Here is a 25,148-nt window from a genome sequence, read left to right as displayed (position 1 = left end):
TTTATGGAAAAAAAAGACCCCTATGCTTCCTTAAGAATTAAAGAATTTAATATTTTTCTTTTAGTACGTTTTGCCTTAGTATTTGCATGGTCTATGCAATTTATTATTATCGAATGGCAGGTTTACAGTATCACTAAAAATCCATTATCATTAGGAATTATTGGACTAATGGAAGTAATTCCTGCAGTATCCATGGCGTTGTTTGCTGGTCATATTGTAGATCAAAAAGAAAAAAGAAATCTACTAGCCTTGTGTATTGGCCTATTTTCACTCATAAGTTTAGGACTATTCTTTTTAACATTGCCTAGTTTTATTGAAGATTGGAATAAAAATACTGTGCTATATGCTATTTATGCTCTGGTCTTTTTTGGTGGATTATTACGTTCTTTTTTCGGACCTACGATTTTTTCATTAATTGCTTTAATTGTACCTAAAAAATTATATCCTAACGCTGCAACATGGAGTAGTTCAACTTGGCAAATAGCTTCAGTATTAGGACCAGCTTTTGCAGGGTTTACTATTTCTTGGATTGGAGTACATTGGTCTTTATGTGTTGTATTTGGTTTAGTTTCAATATCATTTTTTACGGTATTTTTTATAAAAAAGAAACCAATTCTAAATCCAAAAATTGGAGAACCCGTAATGAAAAGTTTAAAAGAAGGAGTACGTTTTGTATATAAAACAAAAGCTATTTTAGGAGCACTTACATTAGATATGATTTCGGTATTATTTGGTGGAGCAGTAGCATTATTACCAGTATATGCCCAAGATATTTTAAAAGTTGGACCAGAAGGGTTTGGTGCATTGCGTGCAGCACCAGCCATAGGAGCCTTTTTAACGATGTTAGTTACTGCATATATACCTATAAGTAGAAATGCAGGAATGAAGCTTTTAACAGCTATATTTGGTTTCGGAATTTGTATTATAGTATTTGGTTTATCAACCGTTTTTTGGATTTCTATTGTAGCCCTATTTTTTAGTGGTGTAACCGATGGTGTTTCTATGGTAATTCGCCAAACTATTTTACAATTAAAAACACCCGATCATATGCGTGGTAGAGTAGCTTCAGTAAATTCTATGTTTGTAGGTTCTTCTAACGAATTAGGAGCTTTTGAAAGTGGGGTAACAGCAAAGTTAATGGGAACAGTAACAGCAGTGGTTTTTGGTGGAACTATGACCTTGATTACTGTGATAACTACAGGAATTGTAAACCCAACACTTCGAAAATTAGATCTAACTAAAGATTTAGAAGAACACGAGAAGGAAGAATAACAAGTAAACTGATGCTCTATAGATATAAATAAAAATGCCTAGAAAATTACTTCTAGGCATTTTTAATATACTTTTTAAAGTAAATCAATTAAGACATATCAAAATAATTGATTTTTGTAATCTTTTTTGTTGCTTGATCAAAGTTTATGTTTATAAAAACATCACAACTATCACATTCAGCATATAAAATACTCTTAGAGCCATTTCTACCAGTTGTTAAAGCAACTTCTCCTAACTTACTTATTGGATCTCCAACAGTAATTGTTATTCCTTTAATAGTAAAAGTAGCTTCATTACTTAAAACATCTAAAGACTCGATATATGGTTTTCTTCCAGAAGTAGAAAAATCTAGTTTTAAACCATTAAACTTAAAATAGTAATAAAAACCATTATCTTCAAAAGAAACAGTTGCACCTAATAAAGACTCTACTTTAGCTTGTTTACCTAAAGTTTTTTTAATATCAGTTAAGGCAATATTATTTATTTTAATATTATCAAAATCAGAGTTCGAAATAATATTAGTTTGACTTTTTGCTATAAACGCGGTTAATAGAAAAAATACTAGTATTAGTTGTTTCATATTACTTAAAAATTAATTGTATAAACCCTTTCGAAGAACGAGGTTTTTGCAGTCGCCAAAGATATAATACTCGATTAATTTTCTATGTAAGAAACTAGTTAAATTTTAAGGTTAAAGCTATTTTTTTATCCAATTCTTGTTGATGTTTTAAAGTTGTATTTTCATCCCAATTAAAGCGGCTTGTAAATTCTTGAATAACAAAGTTTTTATAAAGATCAACACTAGGTTTATCAAAAAATAAACGACCAGTTCTTCTCATAAAGAAGTCGGTAGGAGTACAGGTCATTTCATGCTTTATTACAAACCATATTTCAGCTTTTAATAAGCGCTCTTGTATATTTTCTTCATTAAGCTCATCAAACTTATCTAAAATAAGTTCGGTTTGTTTACCATAGTTATATACTAAATAACTGGCATCTTTTTCAGTAAAACCATGTAATTTTAGTTGTTTATAAATTTGATTAATGTATAGTTTTACTGATTTATAATTTTGAAAAGGCCCTCCTGATAAAACAATTTCTTCAGTTTGAATTGGATCAAATTCAACTTCAAAACGACGTTTCATTTTTTTCGCAACAATATCCACAATCCGTTCTGCCATTTTTCTATAACCTGTTAATTTTCCTCCAGCAATTGAAATTAACTTGGTATCAGAAACAAAAATTTCATCTTTTCTAGATAATTCTGAAGCCGATTTTCCTTCTTCGTGAATTAACGGGCGTAATCCTGCCCATGATGATTGAATATCATCTATGGTTAATTGAATATCAGTAAACATGTTATTTACTGCTTCAATTAAATACAAAGCATCCACCATTGAGGTTTCAACGGTGTCTTTATCTTCTTGATAATTGGTATCGGTAGTTCCAAAATAGGTTACTTTTCCACGAGGAATAGCAAACATCATACGACCGTCTGGAATATCGAAATACACAGATTGTTTTACGGGTAATTTTTCATGCGGAACAACTAAGTGAACTCCTTTGGTTAAATGTAAACGTTTTCCAATTTTAGAATTGTTAATTTGGCGTAATTCATCTACCCATGGTCCAGCTGCGTTTACTACATATTTAGCTCTAATATCATAACTTTCTTCAGTAAAAGCATCCGTTACTTTAGCACCTACCACACGCTTATTTTCGTAAATAAATTCGTCTGCACGCGTGTAGTTTAATATTTGTGCGTCGTATTGACTTGCTGTTTTTAAAACTTCTATAGTTAAACGAGCATCATCAGTACGATATTCAGCATAAAAACCAGCACCATTTAAAATACTTTTAGGTAATAAAGGTTCTTTTTCTAACGCTTCTTTTTTATCAAGCATTTTACGTTTATCATCTCCTTCAACAGAAGCTAACACATCGTATACTTTTAATCCGATAGATGTTAGCCATGAACCGTAAGTTCCGCCATCAATTAATGGTAAAATCATTTTTTCAGGAATTACCAAATGTGGCGCTAGTTTATGAACAATAGCACGCTCAGTACCCACTTCTTTTACCAACCAAAAATCAAATTGTTTTAAGTAGCGTAAACCTCCATGAATTAGTTTGGTAGATTTACTAGAGGTTCCCGAAGCAAAGTCATTTTTTTCAATTAAAGCGACTTTCATTCCACGTGAGGCAGCATCTAAAGCAATACCTGCACCTGTAATACCACCACCAATCACTAGAATATCAAATTCGGTAGTTTGTAATTCTTGTTGAATGTTTTTTCTATTGAAAGAAGAGAAATTATTCATAGAGCTGTTTTTATTAACCAAAAATAAGAATAAAAAGAAACGATAAGCATAAAAAAAGAGCTGAAATTATCAGCCCTTTTAGAAGTCGCCCCCACAACTATTAAATCTAAAACTAACGATTCAATTTTTTCCAATTAGTATCTGCTTGTTTTTTGAGCTCTTCTGGATTTTCTTTTAACCACATTTTTAAAGTATTGGTTACCCAAGAGTTATAAAATAAATACAGTTTACCATCTCGTATTTCAAAAGTTTTCGGATCAATATCCACCTTTTCACCAGTTTTTCCAATGGCATAGGCGCAGTACCCTCCATATTGTGGATTGTATTTTTGAGGATTTTTAAGGAAAGTAGCTAAATTTTCTTTTGACGAAAAACGAAAGGAAACGTTATTATATTTAGTTGTAATTTTTTTATTTCCTTTTTCGGCTTTATTATGAAAATAACTTACTACATCGTAACCTTTAGCAATAACTCCGTTTTTGGTATTGTATTCTTGTGAGAAGACAATACTTGAAAAAAATAGAAAGAAGATAAATATATGTTTCATTTTATTTTTTTTTATGTTTTAGTTCTTCCCAGTTTATATCTCCCTGATTTTGTAACTTTTTAGTATCACCATTTTTCCAATCATCAAGTTTGCTAGAAAGCCAAGAACTATAAAAAAGATATAATTTACCATCTCTAATTTCATAAGCTTCTGCATCAATATACATTTTAGTTTTCTTAGCAGCTACAGCATATGCACAATATCCACCATATTGAGGAATGTATTTTATTGGATTTTCTTTGAAAAGGGATAAATTTTCTTTTGAAGAAAACTTGAATTTAGCTCCATCATAAGTTGTTTGAAACTTCTTTATTCCTTCAACAGGTTCACTATTTGTAAAGTAAGAAACAACATCGTAACCTTCGGCTACATAACCTTTTTTTGTATTGTAGTCAGTTTTTTGAGCGTATAATGCAGTAGAGACTACTACTAAAAGTAGTGTAATAAAGTTTTTCATTGTTTGTAGATTTTATGAGTAGTCGATGAAAAACAAAAAACATTACAATTGAATAATTAAGAATTATTTAATAATTGCCAAGGCTGTTGAATTTTACCGTTTCTAATAGGTAAAATTTCTCCAAATTGTAAAAAAACAAACTCACTTTGGTGTGGTCTTAAAAAGACAAAATCATCTACTTGTAAAGGTATGTTTTTAGAAACATTAATCATTGTTTGATTAGTAGAAGAACCAAACAAATTATTCTGTTTTACCCCTACAGGGTAGTAATAGTCAGCTTTCCAAAAACCGCCATAAATAAAAGCAGATTTCTTACTAAAAATTTGTTTTACTTTTTCTAAACCTGGAAGCGTTGTATTTGAAAAAGTTTTTAAAACTGGTGTTGCTATAAACGTTGCTGGTTTATAGTTTTTTAATGAAAGAATATCAAATGTTGTAGGTTTTACAAAGCATGAACCAATGGCAATATCGTTTATTGGAGAATTTTGTTCTTTGTGTAAGTTTAAAGTAGGGCTTCCGGCTCCGTTAAAGGTTAAATTTTCATTCCATAGCTCTGGAAAATCATTTTTAACTAAGGTTTTACAGTCTTCATAATATTGATTCGCTAATCGTAGTGCTTTCTTTTGAGAACGAATAATCTTTGGAAGTTTTACTACATGTGGATCATAACCCATAAACCCAGAAAATTCAACAAAATTTTGATTGTTTTCAATAAGTGATAGTACTTTTGTTAAACTTTTTAAAGAAGAAAACCCACCGCGGTGTAAACCCACATCAATTTCAATATTCAATCGTAATTTTTGATTGAGTTGTTTGGCTAAATTGATGTATTCTTCAATTCTTTTTTTGGTATCAACTAACCATTGAATTTGAGTAAATGGGTTAAATCCGTTGTACTCTTGAGGTAAGTTGTTGTAAAAATATTCCGCAGTTTTTATTGGCATGGGTTTACCCAATAAAATATCAGCTTTGTCCCCCAATCGAGCAACTAAATCAGTTAAAAAAGGTTGATGAAAAAACATCAACTTGCTTGAATGTGTTTTTTCTAATATATATTCAATTAATTGGACCGAAGGCAATGATTTTACTACAACTCTGAGTGATGCATCTTTTCTAAAATTAGAAAGTGCTTCTGCTATATTTTCATCTAGAATATCTAAATCTACTAACAAACAAGGAATGGCCCGTTGGTAGTTTTTAAGTTCTTTATTTAAGATTTTAAAATAAGCATCCATAATATTAAATACCTAATAGTTTTTGAAGATACGGGTTCACAAATATATTTTCTGGATCATGTTCTTTTCTGAAAGTCATAAAGTTGGTGAATTTAGGGTACATTCTAGCAATATCATCCGAAGTAAATGTATTCATTTTACCCCAATGAGGTCTTCCGTCATAGGCTTTAAAAACTTCTTCTAAAGCAGCAAAATAAGCACTACTATCTTTTTTATTGTATACGTGACAAGCAATATATGCCGAATCCCTTCTGTAGGCAGGGCTCATAAAAACATCATCTCCTTTTACCCAGCGATTTTCAATAGGAAAATGAATATTGAACTTTTTTGAGTTGACAATTTTTTGCACATCCTTAAATACATCTTGATAGGCTTCTGCAGGAATATTATACTCCATTTCATGAAACTTTACCATTCGCTGTGTTGCATATACTTTATGACTGTGATATACTTTTTTTACGTTACTTATACTAGCTGCTGTAATGTTAGCAACTGTTTTGTTTTGTGAAGGAAAAACTTTTGCAAACTCGCACATCAACTTAAAAACATAGTTTTCGAGTACATATTCTGTCCAATAATTAAAAAAGTTTACTTTATCAGGCTCAGAATCTTCAACAATATTTGAAGTTTTGGTCCATGCTGTATTTGTGTACGGAATCCAGTAAAACTCAAAATTACGGTTTTGAGAATTTCTTTTGTCCAAAGTAGCCAATACATCACTTAACTTTTCCTTTTTATTTTGAAGTTTTAGTTTATAAGCAGGAACACATTGTAAAGTAATTTCAGTAATAATACCTAAACAACCTAATGATACTTGAGCAGCTTTGAATAACTCAATATTTTTTTCGGTAGAACACTCAATGATTTCACCTTTTCCATTCACAAATTTTAATCCAACGACTTGGTTACTGATAGATTTAAGTTCGATACCTGTTCCATGTGTACCTGTACTTATAGCTCCTGCAATTGATTGAACGTTGATGTCTCCCATGTTTTCCATAGCTAATCCTTCTTTAAAAAGTAGTTCGCCTAATAAAGAAAGTTTCGTTCCTGCTTTTACAGTAGCTTGATTTTTTTCTTTGTTTATTGAAATGAGTCCTTGAAAGTTATCGAGAGTTACTAATATTTCGTCAGTACTACATAAAGAAGTAAAAGAGTGACCAGAACCAATGACTCTAATTTTTTGATTAAATTGTATAGCTTTTAAAACAAGTTGTTGAATTTCATTTTCCGAATGAGGAAATGCAACTGCAGATGGATTCCACCGTACATTTTCTGCCCAGTTTTTCATAAGACCTTGAAATAATAGAGGTTAATTGACTGGGAAGATAGTAAAAAATAAAAAAGGATTACAAAACCATCAAATTACAACCGCGTATATCTGAATTATCAAAACGTCCTATAATTTCAAAACTATTGTCTTGGTATACCTTTCCTAAATCTTGTGTAGCAATAAAAGAACAAGAATTGTAGTTTGCTAAATCAATTACATTAATTCCGCCAGATTTTCCTTTAGGTAAAATAGTCAAAGCATCTTCAGTATCACGAGTTAAGACTTGCATCCAAGGCGGACAGTTAAAAACACCATTTCCTTTTGAATATCCTTGACTTAATAATTCTGTCATTCCATATTCAGAATGAATTTCATTTACTCCAAAACCATTGCTTAAAATCGCATGTAATTCGTTACGAATAAGTTCTTTTCTTCTTCCTTTCATTCCACCAGTTTCCATAATAATGGTATTAGAAAGATTGAATTCATATTGTTCTACCAAATCTAATAAAGCAAAAGAAACGCCTATAAGTAATACTTTTTTTCCTTGTGAATCTAAATTTGTAAGCTTTTGAGCAAGTTCATCTAAATTGTTGAGGTAAAATCCACTTTCAGGATGTTGAGAACGTTTAATTAAGTCTTCAACCATATAAATCAAAGAAGATCCTTTACGTTCTAAATAATTGGGTAACAAAGCTAGTACAACATAGTCTTCAATATTACCGTAAAAATGTTCAAAACCTTTTAAATAGCTGGTTTCGTACCAAGATAAATCGGTAACTAAATGCTTACTGGTTGTACTTCCTGTAGTACCAGAACTTGTAAAGGTTTCTTGAATTTCATTTGTAGACGAAAGTACTTCTCGAGTTTTAAAAAACTGAATAGGTAAAAACGGAATTTGTTCAATAGTATGTACATCAGAAGGATGAACGTATATCAAATCACAAAAAGAACGATACACTTTATTATTTGTAAACTGATGTTTAAAAACTTGTAGTGCAGTTTTATTAAAATCTTCTGTAGACTGTATGTTAAAAATGGTGTTCTTCATAAACTTTTACAAAAGTAAGAGTATTCGACGCAACCTTTTTAATTTTTTTTCATCTACTATATAAACCATGGAAAGTTAAAATAATAACCCTAATTATATATGTCATGAAAAAAATTTTAATCCTTTTTTTAAGTGTATTTACGTTTTATTCTTGTTTAGATGATGACAGCCCTAATGTTAGATATGAGTTTTTAAAGGTTGATAGTGCCACAACTCCTGAAAGTTTTACATTCGGAGAAGTTGATACAATTAAGATAAAGTATACACTACCCAATAGTTGTTACTCTTTTAATGGATTGTATTATCAAAAAGTGGATACAACTAGAATTGTAGCTGGTACAGCAATAGTAGCTCTTGATGTTGCTTGTACTCAAGATGTAAGACAAGAAGAATATGCTTTTCCTGTTGAGGCAACACAAGAAGAAGATTATGTTTTTAAGTTTTGGAAAGGTAAAAATGATGAAGGAGAAGATGTATACGAAGAAGTGGTAATTCCAGTAAATTTGTAACATCAATTTAGAAAAACTCATACAAGGATGCTGTCATCAAAATATCACAGCGCAAGCGCAAGTTTACCAGTTGTTTTCTGGTAAACTTTTTGCGCTGTGTTTAAAGTATTCACGTAATTATCAAGATGCAGAAGATACTTTACAAGATAGTTTTTTAACTATTTTTAAAAAGATGCCTCAATATCAGCATAAAGGTTCTTTTGAAGGATGGATGAAGAGAATAACTATAAATACAGCATTACAAAAGTATAGAGAAAAATCACCTTTACAGTTAGTTTCAGAAGCTTCTGATGAGGAAATAGTAGAAGAAATAGAGCTTGAAACTGAAAATGTGAATATTGATGTTTTATTAGAGCTCATTCAAAGTTTACCAGATAGGTATCGTTTAGTTTTTAACTTGTATGTATTAGATAATTATTCACATAAAGAAATAGCAGAATTATTAAATATTTCTGTAGGAACATCAAAATCAAACTTATCACGAGCAAGACAGATATTGAAAAAAGAAATGGAATTGTATCAAGCAAAAGAGGCAAAAGCATAACTGATGGAAGAAAAAAACATCGATAGACTATTTCAAGAAAAACTTAAAGATTTGGAGGTAACTCCAAATGAAAATGTATGGAATGCTATTGAAGAAAAGCTCCAAAAAAAGAAAAAACAGCGTGTTTTTCCTATTTGGTGGTTTTCTGGAGGGGTTGCAGCTATGCTTGTTTTAGGTTTTTTGTTTTATCCCTTTACTTATGAAAAGGGAAATATAGATGATACAGATGTAATTATAGTTGAATCACCAAAACCAGCAACTAAAGAGCAAGAAAATAAAAATGAAGAATTAAAAGATAATTTATTAATAAAACCAACAAAAGAAAATATAAGGGAAATACTTGTTGTAAAAGAAATAACGAAAAAGAAAAATAATTTGAAAGAAAAACATCGTAAAAACGAAGTTTTAACCGCTAATCATGTTGTGAAGGTTAGTAAAAAAGAATTGCAAGAAAAAGATAGCAATAACGTGTCAAGTAGAGTAGTTGAAGGGGCTTTACTGGCTAAAAATGATGTTGTGAAAGAAGAAAATTCTGCTGGCAAGCTTGAAAATAGCTTGCCAGTTCTTAAAAAAGAAGAAAAAAGTTTTTTCAAAAAAAACAATGATACAATTCGTAAGATTATAAAACCAAAAAAAGATTTTTTAGCGGTTGTAAATGCTGAAAAGGATAAAAAAGAAGAGGATAAGATAAAGAAACTTTGGACCGTTTCTCCAACAGTAGCAGTATTAAACTCAAATTCTTTTTCTAAATCATCTCCAATAGATGCAAGTTTATCAAACTCTACAAAAGGAAGTACAAGTTATTCTTATGGTGTTCAAATTGCTTATCAATTAAGTAAAAAATGGTCTATTCAGTCAGGAGTACACCTCCAAGAAATGGAGTATTCTAATACCAACGTAGCTGTTAATCCTGCAAATTCAAGTAGTGCAAGTGTAGCTTTTAGTTCAGGAGAAAGTTATGAGTTAAATGATACTTCTCAAATAAATTTTAGTACAAATTCAGTATCCATTAGCTCAGGTAGTCTAGATGGTAAGTTGAATCAAAGTTATGGATATATTGAAGTTCCAGTAGAAGTTAAGTATAGTGTATTAGAAGGAAAAAAGCTAAAAACACAATTAGTTATGGGTTTTAGTTCTTTGTTTTTAAATAAGAATGATGTAAACTTAAAAACTACAGATTTTTCAACATCAGGAGAAGCAAACAACTTAAATAGCGTTAACTTTAGTGGAAATTTAGGGGTAGATTTTAGTTATAAGTTCAGTAAAAAATGGTCTCTAAATATTAATCCAATGCTAAAAACCCAGTTAAATACATTTAAAAACGATTCAAATGGGTTTCAGCCATACTTTATTGGTGTTTATACAGGTTTAAATTATCAGTTTTAATCGTTGTAAATTTTAATTACTAAATTACCTTTATCATCCATTGAAGCTCTGTACATTCCTGCAGTATTAAACTCAAAAGACATATTTCCATTTTTATCAAGTGCAACAACACCACCTGTTCCACCAAGTTTGGTTAATTTATTTTGAATCACATCTTTGGTAGCTTCTTTTAATGATTTTTGTTGATATTCCATTTGAGCAGAAATATCATACGCTACTTGAGATCTTATAAAGTATTCACCCCAACCAGTTGAAGAAACACCACAGGTTTTATTATTTGCATAAGTACCTGAACCAATAATAGGAGAATCTCCAATTCGTCCCCAACGTTTGTTAGTCATACCTCCAGTAGAAGTTCCTGCAGAAATGTTTCCTTTTTTATCCAGAGCAACGCAACCTACTGTACCGAATTTACTATTTTTAATGTCAATATCATAAAAAGCAGCTTCTTTATCATCATGATCTAACTCCGTTTTTTCTTTGTCTTTAATTCGTTGTAAAGATTTAAAGCGATTTTCAGTATAAAAATAACTCGGGTCTACAATTTTCAACCCTTGTTCTTTAGCAAATTTGGAAGCTCCACTTCCAGAAAGCAGCACATGATCGGAGTTTGTCATCACCGTTCTAGCAGCTTCAATAGGGCTTTTTATATCTTTTACCCCAGCTACAGCACCTGCATTCAATGTTTTTCCATCCATAAAAGAAGCATCTAATTCATTAGTTTCTTCATGTGTAAATACAGCTCCTTTTCCAGCATTGAAAAGAGGAGATTCTTCCATAACCTGAATAGTTTTTACAACAGCATCACCACTAGAACCACCGTTCTTTAAAATCTCATATCCTGTTTTTATAGCTTCCTCTAGCTTAGCTTTATAAGCAGTTTCTTTTTCGGGAGTCATATTCTCTTTTAAAATGGTACCAGCACCCCCATGAATAATAATAGCGAACTCATTAGTAGGAGTATTATTTAGCTCTTTGGAAGTTACTTTAGATTGATTGCAAGAAAATAGTAACAAAATTAAAGCAAGGTAGTTGTAAATATTTTTCATTATTTTGTTAATTTTTAAACAAACTAAGTTGTTTTTGTTTAATTTATTAATTGTAAAATTATTCGTAGTTTTGAGTTTTAAATATAAAAACTAAAATTACAATATAAAACATGGCAGATTTTGGTATTAAAGAAGCTTTAGCTCAATTAGGCTTAAAAGATATAAACAACGGAACTTCTACAGGTTCAGTAAACTTTGCAAATGGAGAAGTTATTGAAAGTTATTCACCTGTTGATGGTAAGTTAATTGGTAAAGTAGTAGCAAGTACTCGTGAAGATTATAATAAGGTGATGGATGTAGCTACAACTGCTTTTAAAGAGTGGAGAGCAATGCCTGCACCTCAACGTGGAGAAATTGTTCGTCAATTTGGAAACAAGTTAAGAGAATTAAAAGAACCATTAGGTAAGTTAGTTTCTTACGAAATGGGAAAATCTTACCAAGAAGGTTTAGGTGAGGTTCAAGAAATGATTGATATCTGTGATTTTGCTGTAGGTTTATCTCGTCAGTTAAACGGACAAGTAATTCCATCAGAAAGACCAGGACACGTAATGAGAGAGCAATGGCACCCATTAGGAGTGGTTGGTATTATATCAGCATTTAATTTCCCTGTGGCTGTTTGGTCTTGGAACACAGCATTAGCTTGGATTTGTGGTAACGTATGTGTATGGAAAGGTTCAGAAAAAGCTCCTTTATGTTCAGTAGCTTGCCAAAATATTATAGCTGAGGTTTTAAAAGCTAACGATTTACCAGAAGGAATTTCTTGTATTGTTAATGGAGATTACAAAGTTGGTGAATACATTACTGAAGATACTCGTATTCCTTTAGTATCAGCTACTGGTTCTACAAGAATGGGACGTATTGTTGGTGCTAAAGTTGCTGAGCGTTTCGGTAAATCATTATTAGAATTAGGAGGAAACAATGCAATTATTATTACTCCAACTGCTGATTTAAAAGTAGTAGTTCCTGGAGCTGTATTTGGTGCTGTAGGTACTTGTGGTCAGCGTTGTACATCAACACGTCGTTTAATCATCCACGAATCTGTATATGATAAAGTAAGAGATGCGATTGTTGGAGCTTACGGTCAAATTAAGATTGGAAACCCATTAGATGAAAACAATCACGTTGGTCCATTAATTGATAAAGATTCTGTAAATACATATTTAGCTGCTATTGAAAAAGCAAAAGCTGAAGGAGGTAAGGTATTAGTTGAAGGAGGCGTTTTAGAAGGAGAAGGTTATGAAAGTGGTTGTTACGTTAAACCAGCAATTATTGAAGCTGAAAACCATTATGAAATTGTTCAACATGAAACATTTGCTCCAATTTTATACTTGATGAAGTATTCAGGAGATGTTGAAAACGCTATTGAATTACAAAATGGAGTAGCGCAAGGATTATCTTCTTCAATTATGACAGCAGAAATGAAAGAAGCTGAAAAATTCTTATCATTTGCAGGATCTGATTGTGGAATTGCAAATGTAAATATAGGAACTTCTGGTGCTGAGATCGGAGGTGCTTTCGGAGGTGAAAAAGAAACAGGTGGTGGACGTGAGTCTGGATCTGATGCTTGGAAAGTATACATGCGTCGTCAAACTAACACGGTAAACTATTCTGATGAGTTACCTTTAGCACAAGGAATTAAGTTTGATTTATAAGAAAATATAATTTTCAAAACATAAAAAAGTCACATCGAAAGATGTGACTTTTTGTTTTTAATTAAGTAGGATACATTACTTTTCTAAAGCAGTAGCAATGATTTTATAAGCATCATGTGCTTTTGACATTTTAGCATATTCTAAGGCAGTATATCCTCTTTCAGACTTTGTTTTTAATTTTGCTCCGTTATCAATTAATAATTGAACAATATCTGCTTTGTTATATCTAGCAGCAAACATTAAAGGAGTTAGTCCTGTAGACTTTCTGTTAATATCTGTTCCGTTTTCAACCATAGCTTTTACAGCCTCAAAGTTTCCAGCTCTAATTAATTTACAAAAAGTACTTACATTAGGGTATTCTAGGTTAGTTTTAACAGGTGTTTCATATGGAGTTGAAGTAGCAGTAATAGTTCCGAAGGATAAAGTAATTACTAAAGCTGATAAAATTAATTTTTTCATGATGTTGTGTTTTTATGATTAGGTTACAGCTAAAAGACGCCTATTAAAACAAAACGTTTCACCAAAAACAGACACTTAACAATTATTTAAGATAAGGTCTTAAAAATCTCTTAATGATATTTTACTTTTCGTATTACTCGCATAGCTTCTTTGTATTTAATATAGGTAGTTTTATCTTCTAAGTTTTTGATATAATTTTTTGCTTTTTTAAGTTGTAGAGGAGCAATTTCAAATCCATTTAAATAACAGATTAGATAGGTAGTAGGTAGTCGATATACATCTTCATGTTCAATAACAGAAAGAGGTTTGTTGTTCACAATTTTAGTGATGATACCATTATTATTATCATAAATAAGTTGTAAAATATCGTTATGATATTGAGGAGCTTCAAATAAAAATTCCGTAACAATATCATGCTTTCCGTTATCTTTAAAGTTAATAATGGTTTTTTCTAACGGATAGCGTTTTTCACTCTTATCAATCCCTAAAACAATGTATTCGGTGATAATAAAAGACTGTTCGTTGTAACTAATTTGTACATCATCTAACGAAGAAAAAAACAAACGTACTTGTTCGTTTACCAACTCAATATCAACACGAGTAAAAAACGCTTCATTATTTATAATTTTCTTTTTTCCTGCCCAACAAAGCACAAACTGTTCGTTAAATACTTTGTATTGCGGATTATATTCTGGTTTGTGCCTATTAATAAAGTCGAAAACGCCATCAAGGGTAAGTTGAATATTGTTACTTGCGTTTTTTTCAATAGCCTCAACAATAGCTTTGTTGTTATTTTTTAAAACAAAATTTTCTTCAGCAGGCATAGAATTACTACCTCTACGATAAAAAATAGTTCCTTTACGATATTTCCAGACATTTTTGGCTAAAGAGGTAATTAATTTGGTAGGATAAATAGTTACTAATCCAATTACTTTGTGGCGTTGCAAACGTGGAAAAGGAACATTTTCATATTCTATTTTTGGTGGATTATTCAGATAAGCATTTACCAAATTTTGAATTTTGCTATCATCATAAAAATCAACTCCTATAATTTTATTTTCTTCATCCTCAATACCAATAACAATATATGAGTTGTTGTTAGGGTTTGAATTAGAAAGTGCACAAACGTGTTTTATAAACTTAGCTTTTCCTTCTTTAGAACCAAAGGATAATTTTTGTTTTTTATCATAAAAACTATTCTCGTCGTTATGAGACAGTAAGTTTTTAATTAAAAGACGTTTGTTAATCACAACTTAAGCGTTTTTGTTCACAATAGTTGCACTAGCTTGCGCTGTAGGGTATACAATTAAATCTTCAATATTTACATGATACGGACGAGTAACTACAAAGTGAATAATGTCTGCTATATCTTCAGGTTGTAGTGCTTTGTATCCTTGATATACAGTTTTAGCTCTTTCAGAATCTCCTTTAAAACGAACATCAGAAAACTCAGTTTCTACCAATCCTGGGTGAATGGCACATACGCGAATGTTGTGTTGATTCAAATCAATACGCATTCCTTTATTTAAAGCGTTTACAGCGAACTTTGACGCACAATACACATTTCCGTTAGGATACACATCTTTTCCTGCGATAGAGCCAATATTTACAATGAAACCATTGTTTCGTTCTACCATTTGAGGAATAATAGCTTTTGAAACGTATAATAAGCCTTTAACGTTTCCGTCAATCATAGCGTCCCAATCGTCAATATTTCCATTTTGAATGCTGTTTAATCCATGAGCATTTCCAGCATTGTTAATAAGAATATCAATATGTTTAAATTCGTCAGGTAAACTGTTGATCGCATTTTGTACTTCTTCGTTATAACGAACATCAAACTGAAGTATATGTACTTTGGTAAATTTTGATAATTCTTGTTGCAGTTTTTGTAGCTTTTCAACACGTCTACCACAAAGAATTAAGTTGATGTTATTTTTAGAAAAAAGTTGAGCGGTTGCCTTACCAATACCTGAGGTTGCTCCAGTAATTAAAGCAGTTTGTTGCATGGTTTTTTGTTTTGTATAAAGGTAATATTTTTTATGTTAAGCTACCATTATAAAATGAAAAACCGCCCCTAGCGGAGCGGTTTCTTTTAGTTGGCTACTACACCAACCAAAAATCAACTAACCAAACTTTATTTTTATTTCCTTTTAGGAACTGTTTCTCTTTTTATTTTAGTACGTTTTCTACCGCTACTCCTTACAGCTGGTTTTGTAGTACTTGTTTTTTCTGCTTTTAAATACTGGATAAATTCTATACCAGAAAAAATATATGTTGTTCTTGAACTTACGTGCTTTAATCGTATTGTTTCGTCATTTATAACGGTTAAATCAAACTCTTCAGTATCTCCGTTATCATAATTAAGTGTTAAATATTTTAGATTGTTTTCTCCTATAACATTTCTAACAATATAACTTCCTTCAAAATCCCAATTTATATAATCAACATTTGTGCCAAAAGGGTCATGTGATGAATAGAATGTCACATCATTTTTATGAGTAAATTTTAGATAATGCTCGTTATCAAAAGGATTTGGAGTACCTCCAGTTTCATCAGTTCTTTCCCAAGCTTTAAATTCTTGTAAGAAATACTCAATATTTTCATAAAACAACATGTTATAATCAAATGTATCTGTTTGATACCCTACTAGATAATAACTTACATTTTGTGATAAATCATCAATTCTAATTTCGTTATTAGAAAGTTGTACTACATCAAATTCAAAATATCCATCTATATCATGACGCGTTTCTAAAATTGTTCCGTATGTACTATAGTTACCAACAGCTATACCTAAACCATTTCCTGTTTTACCAATATCAACAATATTATTATTTGCATACATGGTTCCGTTTAAAAAAGAAATAGTAAAAGCTCTTGATAAAAAAGGAACTTCGCCACTACCAGTTGTTCTGTGATAATCTACATACCATAAATCATAACTTGAAATATATTCGTTTAAAGAAAAACCATCATCTACAATTTCATTTCTTACAACACATGACGTAAGTGTTACACCACCAATAAGTAGTATTAAAAGTAATTTTATACGTTTCATAAGCATTCATTTTATGGTTATGCTTATAGGTTTTCAAATTACGTGCCAAAAATAAAAAACACCTCTTTTTTGAGGTGTTTAAAGTTATTCTATACTAAGGTTTTTATTGCATAAAGACCTTATCTTTTTTTATAATGCTTTCTATTTTAACGTAGTGTGTTTTCTCTTCAATAATATAAGAAACCATTGCTTCATTTTCTTTTAATTCAAAAGGAAATTCTTCTGCAGGAGTGTTACCAAACTCTTTTTTTGGGTCAGCATGTAAAATAAGATCATTTAACTCATTAGATGAGGTTTTATAACGAGCAGTAATGTATTGTTTATCATTATGTTGCTCAACAATAGCCTTGGTAATCCTATTTTGAAAATATACTTTTTGAAAGTCAACTGGCTTCTCAGCAGTAAAATTAATAATCAAGTTAGTAGAGTTATAACTACCTTTTACACCTCCTGTTACATGAGAATAACTTGCAGATTCTATTTTGAAAGGATGATTGTTCTCCATTTTTACACTTGCGCATTTAGTAAAGCTTAGAGCTAAAATTAAGATTCCAATTAATTTCATAGAGTTGTTTTTTAATGTTTAAATTTAGACATTCAAGGAGTGTGCCAAGTCACAAATATAATCAGATTTATATGAAGTTGAATTTCAGTTACTGGGAACTAAAAGAGTGGTTTACAAATGTTGATTTTACTGTAGTAGGAAGTGGAATTGTGGGGTTAAATTGTGCATTACAATTAAGAGAAAAATACCCCAAGGCAAAAATTCTAGTTTTAGAAAAAGGAGTGTTACCACAAGGAGCCAGCACTAAAAATGCAGGTTTTGCTTGTTTTGGAAGTTTATCTGAACTGATAGATGATTTAAATACACATACCGAAGAAGAGGTTTTTAGCTTGGTAAAAAAACGTTGGCAAGGTTTACAGCTTTTACGCACCACACTGGGCGATAAAAACATAGATTTTCAACAAAATAAAGGATATGAATTGTTTTTAACAAAAGAGTTATATGAATCGTGTTTAGAGCAAAAAACATCGATAAATGAGCTTTTAAAGCCGTTGTTTTCTAAGGATGTTTTTTCAGTTGATGATAACAAGTTTGGGTTTCAAAATATTCATCAACAATATATAACCAACCAGTTTGAAGGGCAAATAGATACTGGTAAGATGGCGGCTAAGTTGTTAGAAAAAGTTTTGTCCTCAGGGGTGAAAATTATCAACAATATACAGGTTGAAGAATTTATAGAAAACAACGATGAAGTAGAAGTAAAAACGAATCAGATTGAGTTTACTACTAAAAAATTATTCATTGCTACCAACGGATTTGCAAATAAATTATTGAAAGAAAATGTACAACCTGCACGAGCACAGGTATTAATTACTAAACCGATTGAAAATTTACATATAAAAGGAACTTTTCACCTAGATAAAGGATATTATTATTTTAGAAATATTGATAATAGAATTTTGTTTGGAGGAGGAAGAAATTTGGATTTTAAAGGTGAAGAAACTGATGAGTTTGGACAAACATTGCTTATTCAAAACAAATTAGAAGAAATTTTAAAAACAACAATTTTACCGAATACTAAAGTTGAAATAGAACATCGCTGGAGTGGAATTATGGGGGTTGGAAATCAGAAAAAAGCGATTGTAAAACAGCTTTCAAATAATGTGTTTTGTGGTATACGATTAGGAGGAATGGGAGTTGCTATAGGAAGTTTGGTAGGAAAAGAGTTAGCACAACTTGTAAATTAGTATTACTTAGAAAAGTAAGAAATGAATATTAAAGAAGAACTATACAAACAATGTGAGTTGTATGTAAATAAACGTTTACAAACTGTAGAAGAAACAATTTCTTCTCATCAAAAAGCATTACAATCTGAAACAAAAAGTTCTGCAGGAGATAAACATGAAACCGGTAGGGCAATGCTACAGTTAGAAATGGAAAAAGCGAGTCAGCAACTTAGTGGAATTGCTCAAATGAAAGAAACACTTGCTAAAATTAATACAGATACAACTTCAAAAATTGCTCATTTAGGCAGTGTAGTTATAACCACCTCAACTATAAACTATTTCATTAGTGTGAGTGTAGGATTGTTAACTTTTGAAAATAAAAAATACTTCGCAATATCTCCATCTTCACCTATTGGAAAGTTAATTTTAGGTAAAAAGGAGGGTGAATCTTTTGAATTCAACGGAGCAAAAAGTGTCATTAAAGAAATTTTTTAAGAAAAAGTAGGGTAAAACAAAAATAACTTGTTTTACATGCAGGAAAGGTTGTTATAACCAGAACAGAAAAAGAAGCTATAATACACTTTTATCTTTTGGTGTTTAAGATGGTAAGGGTGTATTTTTTTTAGAAAATAATTTATTTTAAGATAGTTGAGTAATAATTATAGAGATAGTTATTATTGGTTTAAACAGTCTCTTTTAACTTAAATGAGACTGTTTTTTTATGCTCAATATTTTCAAAGTGGTTTATAAAAACGGATTGGTTGTTATAAGCAACTTCTATTAGCCAATACCCCCCCTTAAAATAAGACTTCAATACAGTTCCTTCTAGTTTTGATGGTTTTTTGGTAATCTCAAGTAAGTTAGGATATAGTAGTAATGTTTGTTTATTTATGGTGAGTTCGTTTACATCATCAAATAAAGAAGCAACATACTTTTCTTTTCGGTTTTTATATAAGTTTGTTGGACTGTCATGCGCAATGATTTGGTTGTTGCGGATTACCATCATGGTATCAGCAAAAGAAAGAGCATCATTTCCATCGTGCGTAGCAACAATACAGGCAATATTTTTCTTTTTTAAATAAGCAAACAATCGTCTTCTTAATGAGTTCTTTTTAAAGTTATCTATTTGACTGAAAGGTTCGTCTAACAATAATAATTCTGGTTCTTTAGCCAATGCTCTAGCAATGGCTACTCTTTGTTGCTGTCCACCACTTAAGTTTTTAACTTTTTCGTTCGCTAATTCGGTCATTTCAATAACTTCCAGAAGTTCTTGTGTTCTTTCTTCAGCTTCTTTAGGGTAAAATCGTGACAAGAACTTTTTAATATTTTCACTTACAGATGTGAAAGGCATTAAGTCAAAATCTTGCGCTACATATTTAAAAAACTCCATTCCAGGAACTAAATAGTGTTCAGGTCCTAAAATTTGAATATCATTCCAATATAAGTTCCCTTTATCAACATCTAGTAAACCATATACAATTTTTAAAAGTGTAGATTTTCCACAACCGCTTTCACCCATTACACACAAGTGCTCACCTTTTTGAAGTGTAAAATGGATGTTTTCTAAGGTTTTTTCTTTAGATGGATAAGTGAATGAAATATTATTTACTTGTAGCATGGTTGCAAAAATACATAAAGGTTTAAGATAAATTATAAACAAGATTTTTCATTCCAAGTTTCTCTTTAAATAGTCTTCTTTTTTAAAAAATTAGCTCTAAGTATATTTGTTATAAATGGTATGAAGAGTTTTTTTAAAAAAAATGCAATAGAAAATAAAAAGTACGTCTTTATAATTGAGGAGCTCAAAGAAAGCCTATAAATGAACCAAGAAACGGAAAATAAAAAGAAATTAAAAGCCTTTTTTGATAAAGAATATGGTGCCCTTAAGTCTTATGTTGGAACTAAAATTAAACAAAGTATTCATCAAGATGCAGAAGATATTATTCAAGAAGTTGCTTTAAAATTGTTTTCTGGAGTTAATGGAAATTCACCGATAAACAATGTAGCTAGCTTTGTTTACAGGTCTCTAAAAAATAAAATCATTGATAATTTAAGAAGAAAGAAATACGAAGCTTCAGCTTCAGATATTGATGAAATAAAACTGATTGAATTTACAGAGGTTTTATATGGTACTCCTGATAATACGTACTCTGAAGTAATGAAAAAGGAACTAGAATTAAGAATAATGAACCTTAAACCTGTATATAAAGAAATAATTATAGCTATTGATTTTGAAGGGTACACATACAATGAACTATCGGAGGAACTTAAAGTACCTGTTGGAACATTAATGTCAAGAAGACATCGAGCATTAGGAATATTACTTAGAAAAATTGAAAACAAAAAATAAAAATAAAAGATGGAAAATTTGTTTAAAGAAAGAAGAGATGGAGAATCTCCAGGAATATTTGTAGGAAGAATAATATTCGGAATAATTGCAGTTTTAATGCTTGCAATACTTTTTGGATATGCAATTATGTGGCTTTGGAATAACCTTATGCCAGATATTTTTGGATTACCAGTTATTAACTACTGGCAAGCAGTAGGGTTATTTATTTTAGCTAAAATTTTATTTTCTTCTAGTGAATGTGGAGGAAAACATAAATCAAAGAAATATTCTAACAAAAGAAGAAAACACAAGTTCAAATCACATTATGAAAAGAACTGTAAAGGAAAGTTTTCAGAATGGGAACATTATGATAGGTTTTGGAAAGAAGAAGGCAGTGAAGCTTATCAAAAATATGTAGACAAATTAAATAAAGAAACGGAACAAGAATAAAAACCATTGAGTTATGAAACTATTTATCTATGGAACCGATATTGACACAAAGAAAAAAGAAGATTCTATACGTCAGTTATTTAATAAAGATAATAATATAATTAATATATCTATTGATCTTGAAGATGTTGATAATGTTTTAAGAATAGAGGCAACTGATATTATAACAGAAGCTGACATTATAAATAAAGTAAAAGAAAAAGGATTTAACTGTATGGAATTAGCAGATTAAATATTAAAACAAAACCGACATTATTTAATGTCGGTTTTGATTTTAAGCACTTCTTTCTACGTAACGTATAATACTTTTTGCTATATCTTTTCCAGTAGCTTTTTCAATGCCCTCTAAACCAGGAGAAGAATTAACTTCTAAAATCAAAGGACCTCTATCAGACTGTAACATGTCTACACCGGCGATACCTAATTTCATTGCTTTTACAGCTTTTAAAGCAGCATTTTCTTCTTCATCAGTTAATTCTATAATTTCTGAAGTTCCTCCCCTATGTAGGTTGGATCTAAATTCACCTTCTTTTCCTTGACGCTTCATAGCTCCAACAACAACACCATCTACCACAAAAACACGAATATCAGCACCTTTAGCTTCTTTAATATATTCTTGAACAATTACACGAGCTTGCAAACCATTAAAAGCTTCTATAACAGACTCAGCTGCTTTTTTGGTTTCTGCTAACACAACACCTAAGCCTTGTGTTCCTTCTAAAAGTTTAACAATTAAAGGAGCTCCTCCTACTTTTTTTATAATTTCTGAAGTGTCTTTTGAATAATTAGTGAAAACCGTTTTTGGAAGTCCTAAATTTGCTCTTGAAAGTACTTGTAAACTACTTAGTTTATCTCTAGAGCGTACCAAAGCTTGAGACTCTACAGCAGAAAATACTTTCATCATTTCGAATTGACGTACAACTGCGGTACCATAAAAAGTAACTGAAGCACCAATACGAGGAATAATAGCGTCAACATCGGTTACAAGCTCATGATTGTATACTATCGCAGGCTTTCTTTTTTCGATAATAAGATCACATTTGGTATGGTCTAATACGACCATTTCATGTCCTCTTTTTTCGCCTGCTTCTACTAAGCGTTTGGTTGAATATAATTTAGGGTTTCTAGAAAGAACAACAATTTTCATTTTTTATATTTCTTTTGATGTGATGTTTTTTTGTGAAACGTCCACAATAAATTTTTTGTTTAAAAATTTTCTACCAATTAATACTGGATAATTCATTTTACCTCTATCTGATAGTGATAGTTTTATTTTATATTTTTTACCATAAAAAATAGCGGAGGTGGAAACAACATATCTTTTTTGTTTCTTTCCGTTTGAGCTTCTTATGCTTTTAACTTTATACTTTGTTGTTTGGAGCAATTTATTATTATATTTTTCTGTTTTTGGGCAGAGTAATATAAACTCTAACACTCCGTCTTTTTCTTCAATATGCTTACAATGTATTGCAGAAGTATAGGCTCCTGTATCAATTTTTACAGGTAAATCTTCTATTTCCCAGTTTAAAAAGGATATTTTTTCAATCCTTCCAATTAGTCTCATTCTATTAAAAATTAAGGAGGGCGAATTACTTACTATTTTTTGGAATATACAAAACTTGTTGTTAATTTTTGGAAAACAAAAAACCAGTGTATATACACTGGTTTAAAGGTACTTATTTTTTAATTGAATTTACCAAATTCTTACACGATCTTCTGGTTTTAAGTACATTTTGTCTCCTTCTTTAACATCAAATGCTTCATAAAAAGCATCTACGTTTTTAAGAGGCATATAAGCTCTGTACATTCCAGGAGCGTGTGTATCAGTCATGATACGGTTTTTTAATGCTTCATCACGCATTTTAGTTCTCCAAATAGTTCCCCAAGAAAGAAAGAAACGTTGTTCAGGAGTAAATCCGTCAATTTTTTCTGGACGACCATTCTTTTCTAAGAAAATTTGTAATCCTTCATAAGCAGCTTGTACACCACCTAAATCACCAATATTTTCACCTAAAGTAAACTCACCATTTAAGTTCATACTATCAATAGCAACAATATCACTAAATTGCTTTATTAATTTACTTCCTGCTTCTTTGAACTTTTCTGAATCTTCTTCTGTCCACCAATTTTTTAAGTTTCCGTCACCGTCAAAACGAGCTCCAGAATCATCAAAACTATGTGAAATTTCGTGGCCAATAACAGCTCCAATTCCTCCATAGTTTACAGCTTCATCAGCTTTGTAGTTATAAAAAGGAGGTTGTAAAATAGCTGCTGGGAATACGATTTCGTTGTTTACAGGGTTAAAATAAGCGTTAACAGTTTGAGGAGACATTCCCCACTCAGTTCTATCTACTTCTTTACCTAATTTATCCATATCTTTTTCAAAGTTCCACTTACGAACATTAACAGCGTTGTCAAAATAAGTACCTCCCTCATCTAATCCTTTAACAAGTAAAGTTGAGTAGTCTTTCCATTTATCAGGATATGCAATTTTAACAGTTAATTTGTGTAATTTTTCTAAAGCTTTTTCTTTAGTTTCAGCACTCATCCAAGGTAATTGCGCAATACGTTTTTCAAAACCTAACATTACGTTATCAATCATTTCCTTAGCTTTTTGCTTCGCTTCTGGTGGAAATTTCTCATCTACATATAACTTACCTAAAGCTTCGCCAATAGCTCCATTTAAATTAGCTAAAGCACGTTCGTCTCTTGGACGTTGTTGTTTAGCTCCACGCATTTCTTTACTGTAGAATTCCCAGTTAGCTTTTTCTAAATCAGTAGATAATAAACCTAATGAGTTGTTAATAGCATTCCAACGTAATGATAATTTAACTGTTTCAATAGGACTATTTTTAAGTACTTCATTCATTGCTTTGAAATATCCTGGATCTGTAACAATAATCTTTTCAAGACCTTTAGAACCATCTAATCCTTCAAGATCAACACCAATTCCTTTTAAATGAGCTTCCCAATCAATTACAGGAGCCAATTCAGCTAATTCAGCAAGAGTCATTGGGTTGTAAATTTTACGTGTATCTCTACGCTCTTCTTTTGTCATTCTAGGTTCAGCTAAACTCTTTTCGAAAGCAACAATAGTTGCTGCATTCTTTTTAGCTGTAGCTTCATCATCACCAAATTCTTGTAACATTTTAGCTACAAACACCTCATATTTTTCAAGCTTGTCTTTTACCTTTTCATCTACGTAGTAATCTCTTGATAAACCAAGTCCGCCAGCTCCCATGTAACCCGCATTCATACTACTGTTCTTAAGGTCGTTAAACACTCCAAAACCATAAAAACCAGCACCCCCATAAGGAGCCATATTGGTAATGAAAGTTTGTACGTCGTTTAAGTCTTTAATTTCTTCAATTTTTTGAAGAAAAGGTTGTACAGGTGCTTTACCTGCTTTATTTCTAGCTACGGTATCCATGATGGTTTCGTAGTAGTTTACCGCTTTTTCTTGATCAGAATCTATTTCGTTTCCTTCAGCATCTTTTATTTTTGGGAAGTTACCTTCTTCAATAGCCTTGTTTAAGATAGCTAATACATCTTTGGTAGTGGTTTTTCTTAATTGATTAAATCCTCCCCAAGAAGTTTCGTCAGCAGGAATTTCAGTGTTATCAATCCAAGAACCGTTAACATATCTAAAGAAATCATCGGTAGGTTTAACCGAAGTATCCATGTTTTCTAAAACAATTGCCTGTACTTTTTCTTCAGGCTTTTTATCTGTTTTACATGCAATAACTCCAAAAGAAGCAACGGCAGTAGTAAACAGCATTTTGTGAATGGTTTTCATTTTTAATGTTTTTTGAATGAATCTTA

27 protein-coding genes are annotated in these 25,148 nt (G+C 31.0%); 10 read left to right on the top strand and 17 right to left on the bottom strand.

What is annotated here, in order from left to right; genetic code table 11:
- Window positions 1–3: 3 nt before the first annotated feature.
- Complete coding sequence (locus NH341_RS01970; protein WP_253055564.1) at window positions 4–1,272, top strand: MFS transporter; 1,269 nt, start codon at window positions 4–6, stop codon at window positions 1,270–1,272.
- Between the two features lie 88 nt (window positions 1,273–1,360).
- On the opposite strand, the gene NH341_RS01965 is transcribed toward NH341_RS01970, so the two are convergent.
- The 7 genes from NH341_RS01965 to NH341_RS01935 form a co-directional block, all read right to left on the bottom strand.
- A complete protein-coding gene (locus NH341_RS01965) occupies window positions 1,361–1,852 on the bottom strand; it encodes a hypothetical protein (protein ID WP_159488729.1) in 492 nt (163 codons plus the stop codon).
- 94 nt (window positions 1,853–1,946) lie between these two features.
- Window positions 1,947–3,593 (bottom strand): glycerol-3-phosphate dehydrogenase/oxidase, encoded by a 1,647-nt coding sequence (locus NH341_RS01960; protein ID WP_173361121.1) that lies wholly within the window; start codon window positions 3,591–3,593, stop codon window positions 1,947–1,949.
- Between the two features lie 112 nt (window positions 3,594–3,705).
- The gene (locus NH341_RS01955; RefSeq protein WP_253055562.1) at window positions 3,706–4,140 is read right to left on the bottom strand and encodes a YHS domain-containing (seleno)protein; all 435 of its coding nucleotides are present in this window, start codon (window positions 4,138–4,140) and stop codon (window positions 3,706–3,708) included.
- 1 nt (window position 4,141) lies between these two features.
- The gene (locus tag NH341_RS01950) at window positions 4,142–4,597 is read right to left on the bottom strand and encodes a YHS domain-containing (seleno)protein (RefSeq protein ID WP_073182368.1); all 456 of its coding nucleotides are present in this window, start codon (window positions 4,595–4,597) and stop codon (window positions 4,142–4,144) included.
- Window positions 4,598–4,653: 56 nt separating this feature from the next.
- On the bottom strand, window positions 4,654–5,832 hold the full coding sequence (locus NH341_RS01945; protein WP_253055561.1) for an alanine racemase: 1,179 nt from the start codon (window positions 5,830–5,832) through the stop codon (window positions 4,654–4,656).
- A 4-nt stretch (window positions 5,833–5,836) separates the two neighbouring features.
- A complete protein-coding gene (locus NH341_RS01940; protein ID WP_253055560.1) occupies window positions 5,837–7,123 on the bottom strand; it encodes a D-arabinono-1,4-lactone oxidase in 1,287 nt (428 codons plus the stop codon).
- 58 nt (window positions 7,124–7,181) lie between these two features.
- Window positions 7,182–8,156: an acyl transferase gene (locus NH341_RS01935; protein ID WP_073182365.1), complete on the bottom strand. Its 975-nt coding sequence runs from the start codon at window positions 8,154–8,156 to the stop codon at window positions 7,182–7,184.
- 104 nt (window positions 8,157–8,260) lie between these two features.
- Here NH341_RS01935 and NH341_RS01930 point away from each other — a divergent pair, with 104 nt between their 5' ends.
- The 3 genes from NH341_RS01930 to NH341_RS01920 are packed head-to-tail and all read left to right on the top strand — an operon-like array spanning window position 8,261 to window position 10,595.
- Window positions 8,261–8,665 (top strand): hypothetical protein, encoded by a 405-nt coding sequence (locus NH341_RS01930; RefSeq protein WP_047788073.1) that lies wholly within the window; start codon window positions 8,261–8,263, stop codon window positions 8,663–8,665.
- Window positions 8,658–9,209 (top strand): RNA polymerase sigma factor, encoded by a 552-nt coding sequence (locus NH341_RS01925; RefSeq protein ID WP_371875253.1) that lies wholly within the window; start codon window positions 8,658–8,660, stop codon window positions 9,207–9,209. Before NH341_RS01930 ends, NH341_RS01925 begins: the two co-directional genes overlap by 8 nt.
- Window positions 9,210–9,212: 3 nt before the next feature.
- Complete coding sequence (locus NH341_RS01920; RefSeq protein ID WP_253055559.1) at window positions 9,213–10,595, top strand: outer membrane beta-barrel protein; 1,383 nt, start codon at window positions 9,213–9,215, stop codon at window positions 10,593–10,595.
- On the opposite strand, the gene NH341_RS01915 is transcribed toward NH341_RS01920, so the two are convergent.
- Entirely contained in the window at window positions 10,592–11,644 is a 1,053-nt protein-coding gene (locus NH341_RS01915; RefSeq protein ID WP_167712590.1) for an isoaspartyl peptidase/L-asparaginase family protein, read from the bottom strand. The two genes, NH341_RS01920 and NH341_RS01915, sit on opposite strands and share 4 nt — an antisense overlap.
- 110 nt (window positions 11,645–11,754) lie before the next feature.
- Between NH341_RS01915 and NH341_RS01910 the strand changes: the two genes are divergently transcribed.
- Entirely contained in the window at window positions 11,755–13,296 is a 1,542-nt protein-coding gene (locus NH341_RS01910) for an aldehyde dehydrogenase family protein (RefSeq protein ID WP_167712591.1), read from the top strand.
- 75 nt (window positions 13,297–13,371) lie between these two features.
- On the opposite strand, the gene NH341_RS01905 is transcribed toward NH341_RS01910, so the two are convergent.
- From NH341_RS01905 to NH341_RS01885, 5 genes are all read right to left on the bottom strand, one after another.
- Window positions 13,372–13,755, bottom strand: coding sequence for an ankyrin repeat domain-containing protein (locus tag NH341_RS01905; RefSeq protein ID WP_253055558.1), 384 nt, complete (start codon window positions 13,753–13,755; stop codon window positions 13,372–13,374).
- A gap of 110 nt (window positions 13,756–13,865) precedes the next feature.
- Window positions 13,866–15,005, bottom strand: a complete 1,140-nt coding sequence (locus NH341_RS01900) for an ATP-binding protein (RefSeq protein WP_159610619.1) — start codon at window positions 15,003–15,005, stop codon at window positions 13,866–13,868.
- Window positions 15,006–15,008: 3 nt separating this feature from the next.
- On the bottom strand, window positions 15,009–15,764 hold the full coding sequence (locus tag NH341_RS01895) for an SDR family NAD(P)-dependent oxidoreductase (protein WP_073182385.1): 756 nt from the start codon (window positions 15,762–15,764) through the stop codon (window positions 15,009–15,011).
- A 134-nt stretch (window positions 15,765–15,898) separates the two neighbouring features.
- Window positions 15,899–16,816, bottom strand: a complete 918-nt coding sequence (locus NH341_RS01890) for a hypothetical protein (RefSeq protein WP_159488742.1) — start codon at window positions 16,814–16,816, stop codon at window positions 15,899–15,901.
- Between the two features lie 103 nt (window positions 16,817–16,919).
- The gene (locus tag NH341_RS01885; protein ID WP_239178323.1) at window positions 16,920–17,381 is read right to left on the bottom strand and encodes a hypothetical protein; all 462 of its coding nucleotides are present in this window, start codon (window positions 17,379–17,381) and stop codon (window positions 16,920–16,922) included.
- A 77-nt stretch (window positions 17,382–17,458) separates the two neighbouring features.
- Between NH341_RS01885 and NH341_RS01880 the strand changes: the two genes are divergently transcribed.
- Together NH341_RS01880 and NH341_RS01875 are read left to right on the top strand one after the other, a co-directional pair.
- Window positions 17,459–18,568: an FAD-binding oxidoreductase gene (locus NH341_RS01880; RefSeq protein ID WP_239178796.1), complete on the top strand. Its 1,110-nt coding sequence runs from the start codon at window positions 17,459–17,461 to the stop codon at window positions 18,566–18,568.
- 21 nt (window positions 18,569–18,589) lie between these two features.
- Entirely contained in the window at window positions 18,590–19,042 is a 453-nt protein-coding gene (locus NH341_RS01875) for a 3-oxoacyl-ACP synthase (RefSeq protein ID WP_239178324.1), read from the top strand.
- A 187-nt stretch (window positions 19,043–19,229) separates the two neighbouring features.
- On the opposite strand, the gene NH341_RS01870 is transcribed toward NH341_RS01875, so the two are convergent.
- The gene (locus tag NH341_RS01870; protein WP_239178325.1) at window positions 19,230–20,165 is read right to left on the bottom strand and encodes an ABC transporter ATP-binding protein; all 936 of its coding nucleotides are present in this window, start codon (window positions 20,163–20,165) and stop codon (window positions 19,230–19,232) included.
- 201 nt (window positions 20,166–20,366) lie between these two features.
- Here NH341_RS01870 and NH341_RS01865 point away from each other — a divergent pair, with 201 nt between their 5' ends.
- From NH341_RS01865 to NH341_RS01855, 3 genes are read left to right on the top strand one after another with little or no spacing between them, the layout of a single operon-like run.
- A complete protein-coding gene (locus NH341_RS01865; RefSeq protein ID WP_047788096.1) occupies window positions 20,367–20,897 on the top strand; it encodes an RNA polymerase sigma factor in 531 nt (176 codons plus the stop codon).
- A 9-nt stretch (window positions 20,898–20,906) separates the two neighbouring features.
- A complete protein-coding gene (locus NH341_RS01860; RefSeq protein ID WP_073182380.1) occupies window positions 20,907–21,326 on the top strand; it encodes a hypothetical protein in 420 nt (139 codons plus the stop codon).
- A 13-nt stretch (window positions 21,327–21,339) separates the two neighbouring features.
- Complete coding sequence (locus NH341_RS01855) at window positions 21,340–21,558, top strand: hypothetical protein (RefSeq protein WP_047788095.1); 219 nt, start codon at window positions 21,340–21,342, stop codon at window positions 21,556–21,558.
- Between the two features lie 42 nt (window positions 21,559–21,600).
- Here the strand turns inward: NH341_RS01855 and rimK are convergent, their stop codons facing one another.
- From rimK to NH341_RS01840, 3 genes are all read right to left on the bottom strand, one after another.
- The gene (gene rimK / locus NH341_RS01850) at window positions 21,601–22,473 is read right to left on the bottom strand and encodes a 30S ribosomal protein S6--L-glutamate ligase (protein WP_047788094.1); all 873 of its coding nucleotides are present in this window, start codon (window positions 22,471–22,473) and stop codon (window positions 21,601–21,603) included.
- Window positions 22,474–22,476: 3 nt separating this feature from the next.
- Window positions 22,477–22,890, bottom strand: coding sequence for a RimK/LysX family protein (locus NH341_RS01845; protein WP_047788093.1), 414 nt, complete (start codon window positions 22,888–22,890; stop codon window positions 22,477–22,479).
- A gap of 129 nt (window positions 22,891–23,019) precedes the next feature.
- Window positions 23,020–25,122, bottom strand: coding sequence for a M13 family metallopeptidase (locus tag NH341_RS01840; RefSeq protein WP_253055557.1), 2,103 nt, complete (start codon window positions 25,120–25,122; stop codon window positions 23,020–23,022).
- Between the last annotated feature and the right edge of the window lie 26 nt (window positions 25,123–25,148).

Origin of the sequence: Tenacibaculum sp. XPcli2-G, assembly GCF_024124505.1 — a bacterium.
GTDB classification, from domain to species: Bacteria; Bacteroidota; Bacteroidia; order Flavobacteriales; family Flavobacteriaceae; genus Polaribacter; species Polaribacter mesophilus.
This window is presented reverse-complemented; position numbering and strand designations above follow the sequence as displayed.

What these genes read in the sequence shown, in the direction of transcription:
- NH341_RS01970 (WP_253055564.1), top strand. Translation starts at nt 4, where the DNA reads ATGGAAAAAAAAGACCCCTATGCTTCCTTAAGAATTAAAGAATTTAAT.
- NH341_RS01965 (WP_159488729.1), bottom strand. Translation starts at nt 1,852, where the DNA reads ATGAAACAACTAATACTAGTATTTTTTCTATTAACCGCGTTTATAGCA.
- NH341_RS01960 (WP_173361121.1), bottom strand. Translation starts at nt 3,593, where the DNA reads ATGAATAATTTCTCTTCTTTCAATAGAAAAAACATTCAACAAGAATTA.
- NH341_RS01955 (WP_253055562.1), bottom strand. Translation starts at nt 4,140, where the DNA reads ATGAAACATATATTTATCTTCTTTCTATTTTTTTCAAGTATTGTCTTC.
- NH341_RS01950 (WP_073182368.1), bottom strand. Translation starts at nt 4,597, where the DNA reads ATGAAAAACTTTATTACACTACTTTTAGTAGTAGTCTCTACTGCATTA.
- NH341_RS01945 (WP_253055561.1), bottom strand. Translation starts at nt 5,832, where the DNA reads ATGGATGCTTATTTTAAAATCTTAAATAAAGAACTTAAAAACTACCAA.
- NH341_RS01940 (WP_253055560.1), bottom strand. Translation starts at nt 7,123, where the DNA reads ATGAAAAACTGGGCAGAAAATGTACGGTGGAATCCATCTGCAGTTGCA.
- NH341_RS01935 (WP_073182365.1), bottom strand. Translation starts at nt 8,156, where the DNA reads ATGAAGAACACCATTTTTAACATACAGTCTACAGAAGATTTTAATAAA.
- NH341_RS01930 (WP_047788073.1), top strand. Translation starts at nt 8,261, where the DNA reads ATGAAAAAAATTTTAATCCTTTTTTTAAGTGTATTTACGTTTTATTCT.
- NH341_RS01920 (WP_253055559.1), top strand. Translation starts at nt 9,213, where the DNA reads ATGGAAGAAAAAAACATCGATAGACTATTTCAAGAAAAACTTAAAGAT.
- NH341_RS01915 (WP_167712590.1), bottom strand. Translation starts at nt 11,644, where the DNA reads ATGAAAAATATTTACAACTACCTTGCTTTAATTTTGTTACTATTTTCT.
- NH341_RS01910 (WP_167712591.1), top strand. Translation starts at nt 11,755, where the DNA reads ATGGCAGATTTTGGTATTAAAGAAGCTTTAGCTCAATTAGGCTTAAAA.
- NH341_RS01905 (WP_253055558.1), bottom strand. Translation starts at nt 13,755, where the DNA reads ATGAAAAAATTAATTTTATCAGCTTTAGTAATTACTTTATCCTTCGGA.
- NH341_RS01895 (WP_073182385.1), bottom strand. Translation starts at nt 15,764, where the DNA reads ATGCAACAAACTGCTTTAATTACTGGAGCAACCTCAGGTATTGGTAAG.
- NH341_RS01890 (WP_159488742.1), bottom strand. Translation starts at nt 16,816, where the DNA reads ATGAAACGTATAAAATTACTTTTAATACTACTTATTGGTGGTGTAACA.
- NH341_RS01885 (WP_239178323.1), bottom strand. Translation starts at nt 17,381, where the DNA reads ATGAAATTAATTGGAATCTTAATTTTAGCTCTAAGCTTTACTAAATGC.
- NH341_RS01875 (WP_239178324.1), top strand. Translation starts at nt 18,590, where the DNA reads ATGAATATTAAAGAAGAACTATACAAACAATGTGAGTTGTATGTAAAT.
- NH341_RS01870 (WP_239178325.1), bottom strand. Translation starts at nt 20,165, where the DNA reads ATGCTACAAGTAAATAATATTTCATTCACTTATCCATCTAAAGAAAAA.
- NH341_RS01865 (WP_047788096.1), top strand. Translation starts at nt 20,367, where the DNA reads ATGAACCAAGAAACGGAAAATAAAAAGAAATTAAAAGCCTTTTTTGAT.
- NH341_RS01860 (WP_073182380.1), top strand. Translation starts at nt 20,907, where the DNA reads ATGGAAAATTTGTTTAAAGAAAGAAGAGATGGAGAATCTCCAGGAATA.
- NH341_RS01855 (WP_047788095.1), top strand. Translation starts at nt 21,340, where the DNA reads ATGAAACTATTTATCTATGGAACCGATATTGACACAAAGAAAAAAGAA.
- rimK (WP_047788094.1), bottom strand. Translation starts at nt 22,473, where the DNA reads ATGAAAATTGTTGTTCTTTCTAGAAACCCTAAATTATATTCAACCAAA.
- NH341_RS01845 (WP_047788093.1), bottom strand. Translation starts at nt 22,890, where the DNA reads ATGAGACTAATTGGAAGGATTGAAAAAATATCCTTTTTAAACTGGGAA.
- NH341_RS01840 (WP_253055557.1), bottom strand. Translation starts at nt 25,122, where the DNA reads ATGAAAACCATTCACAAAATGCTGTTTACTACTGCCGTTGCTTCTTTT.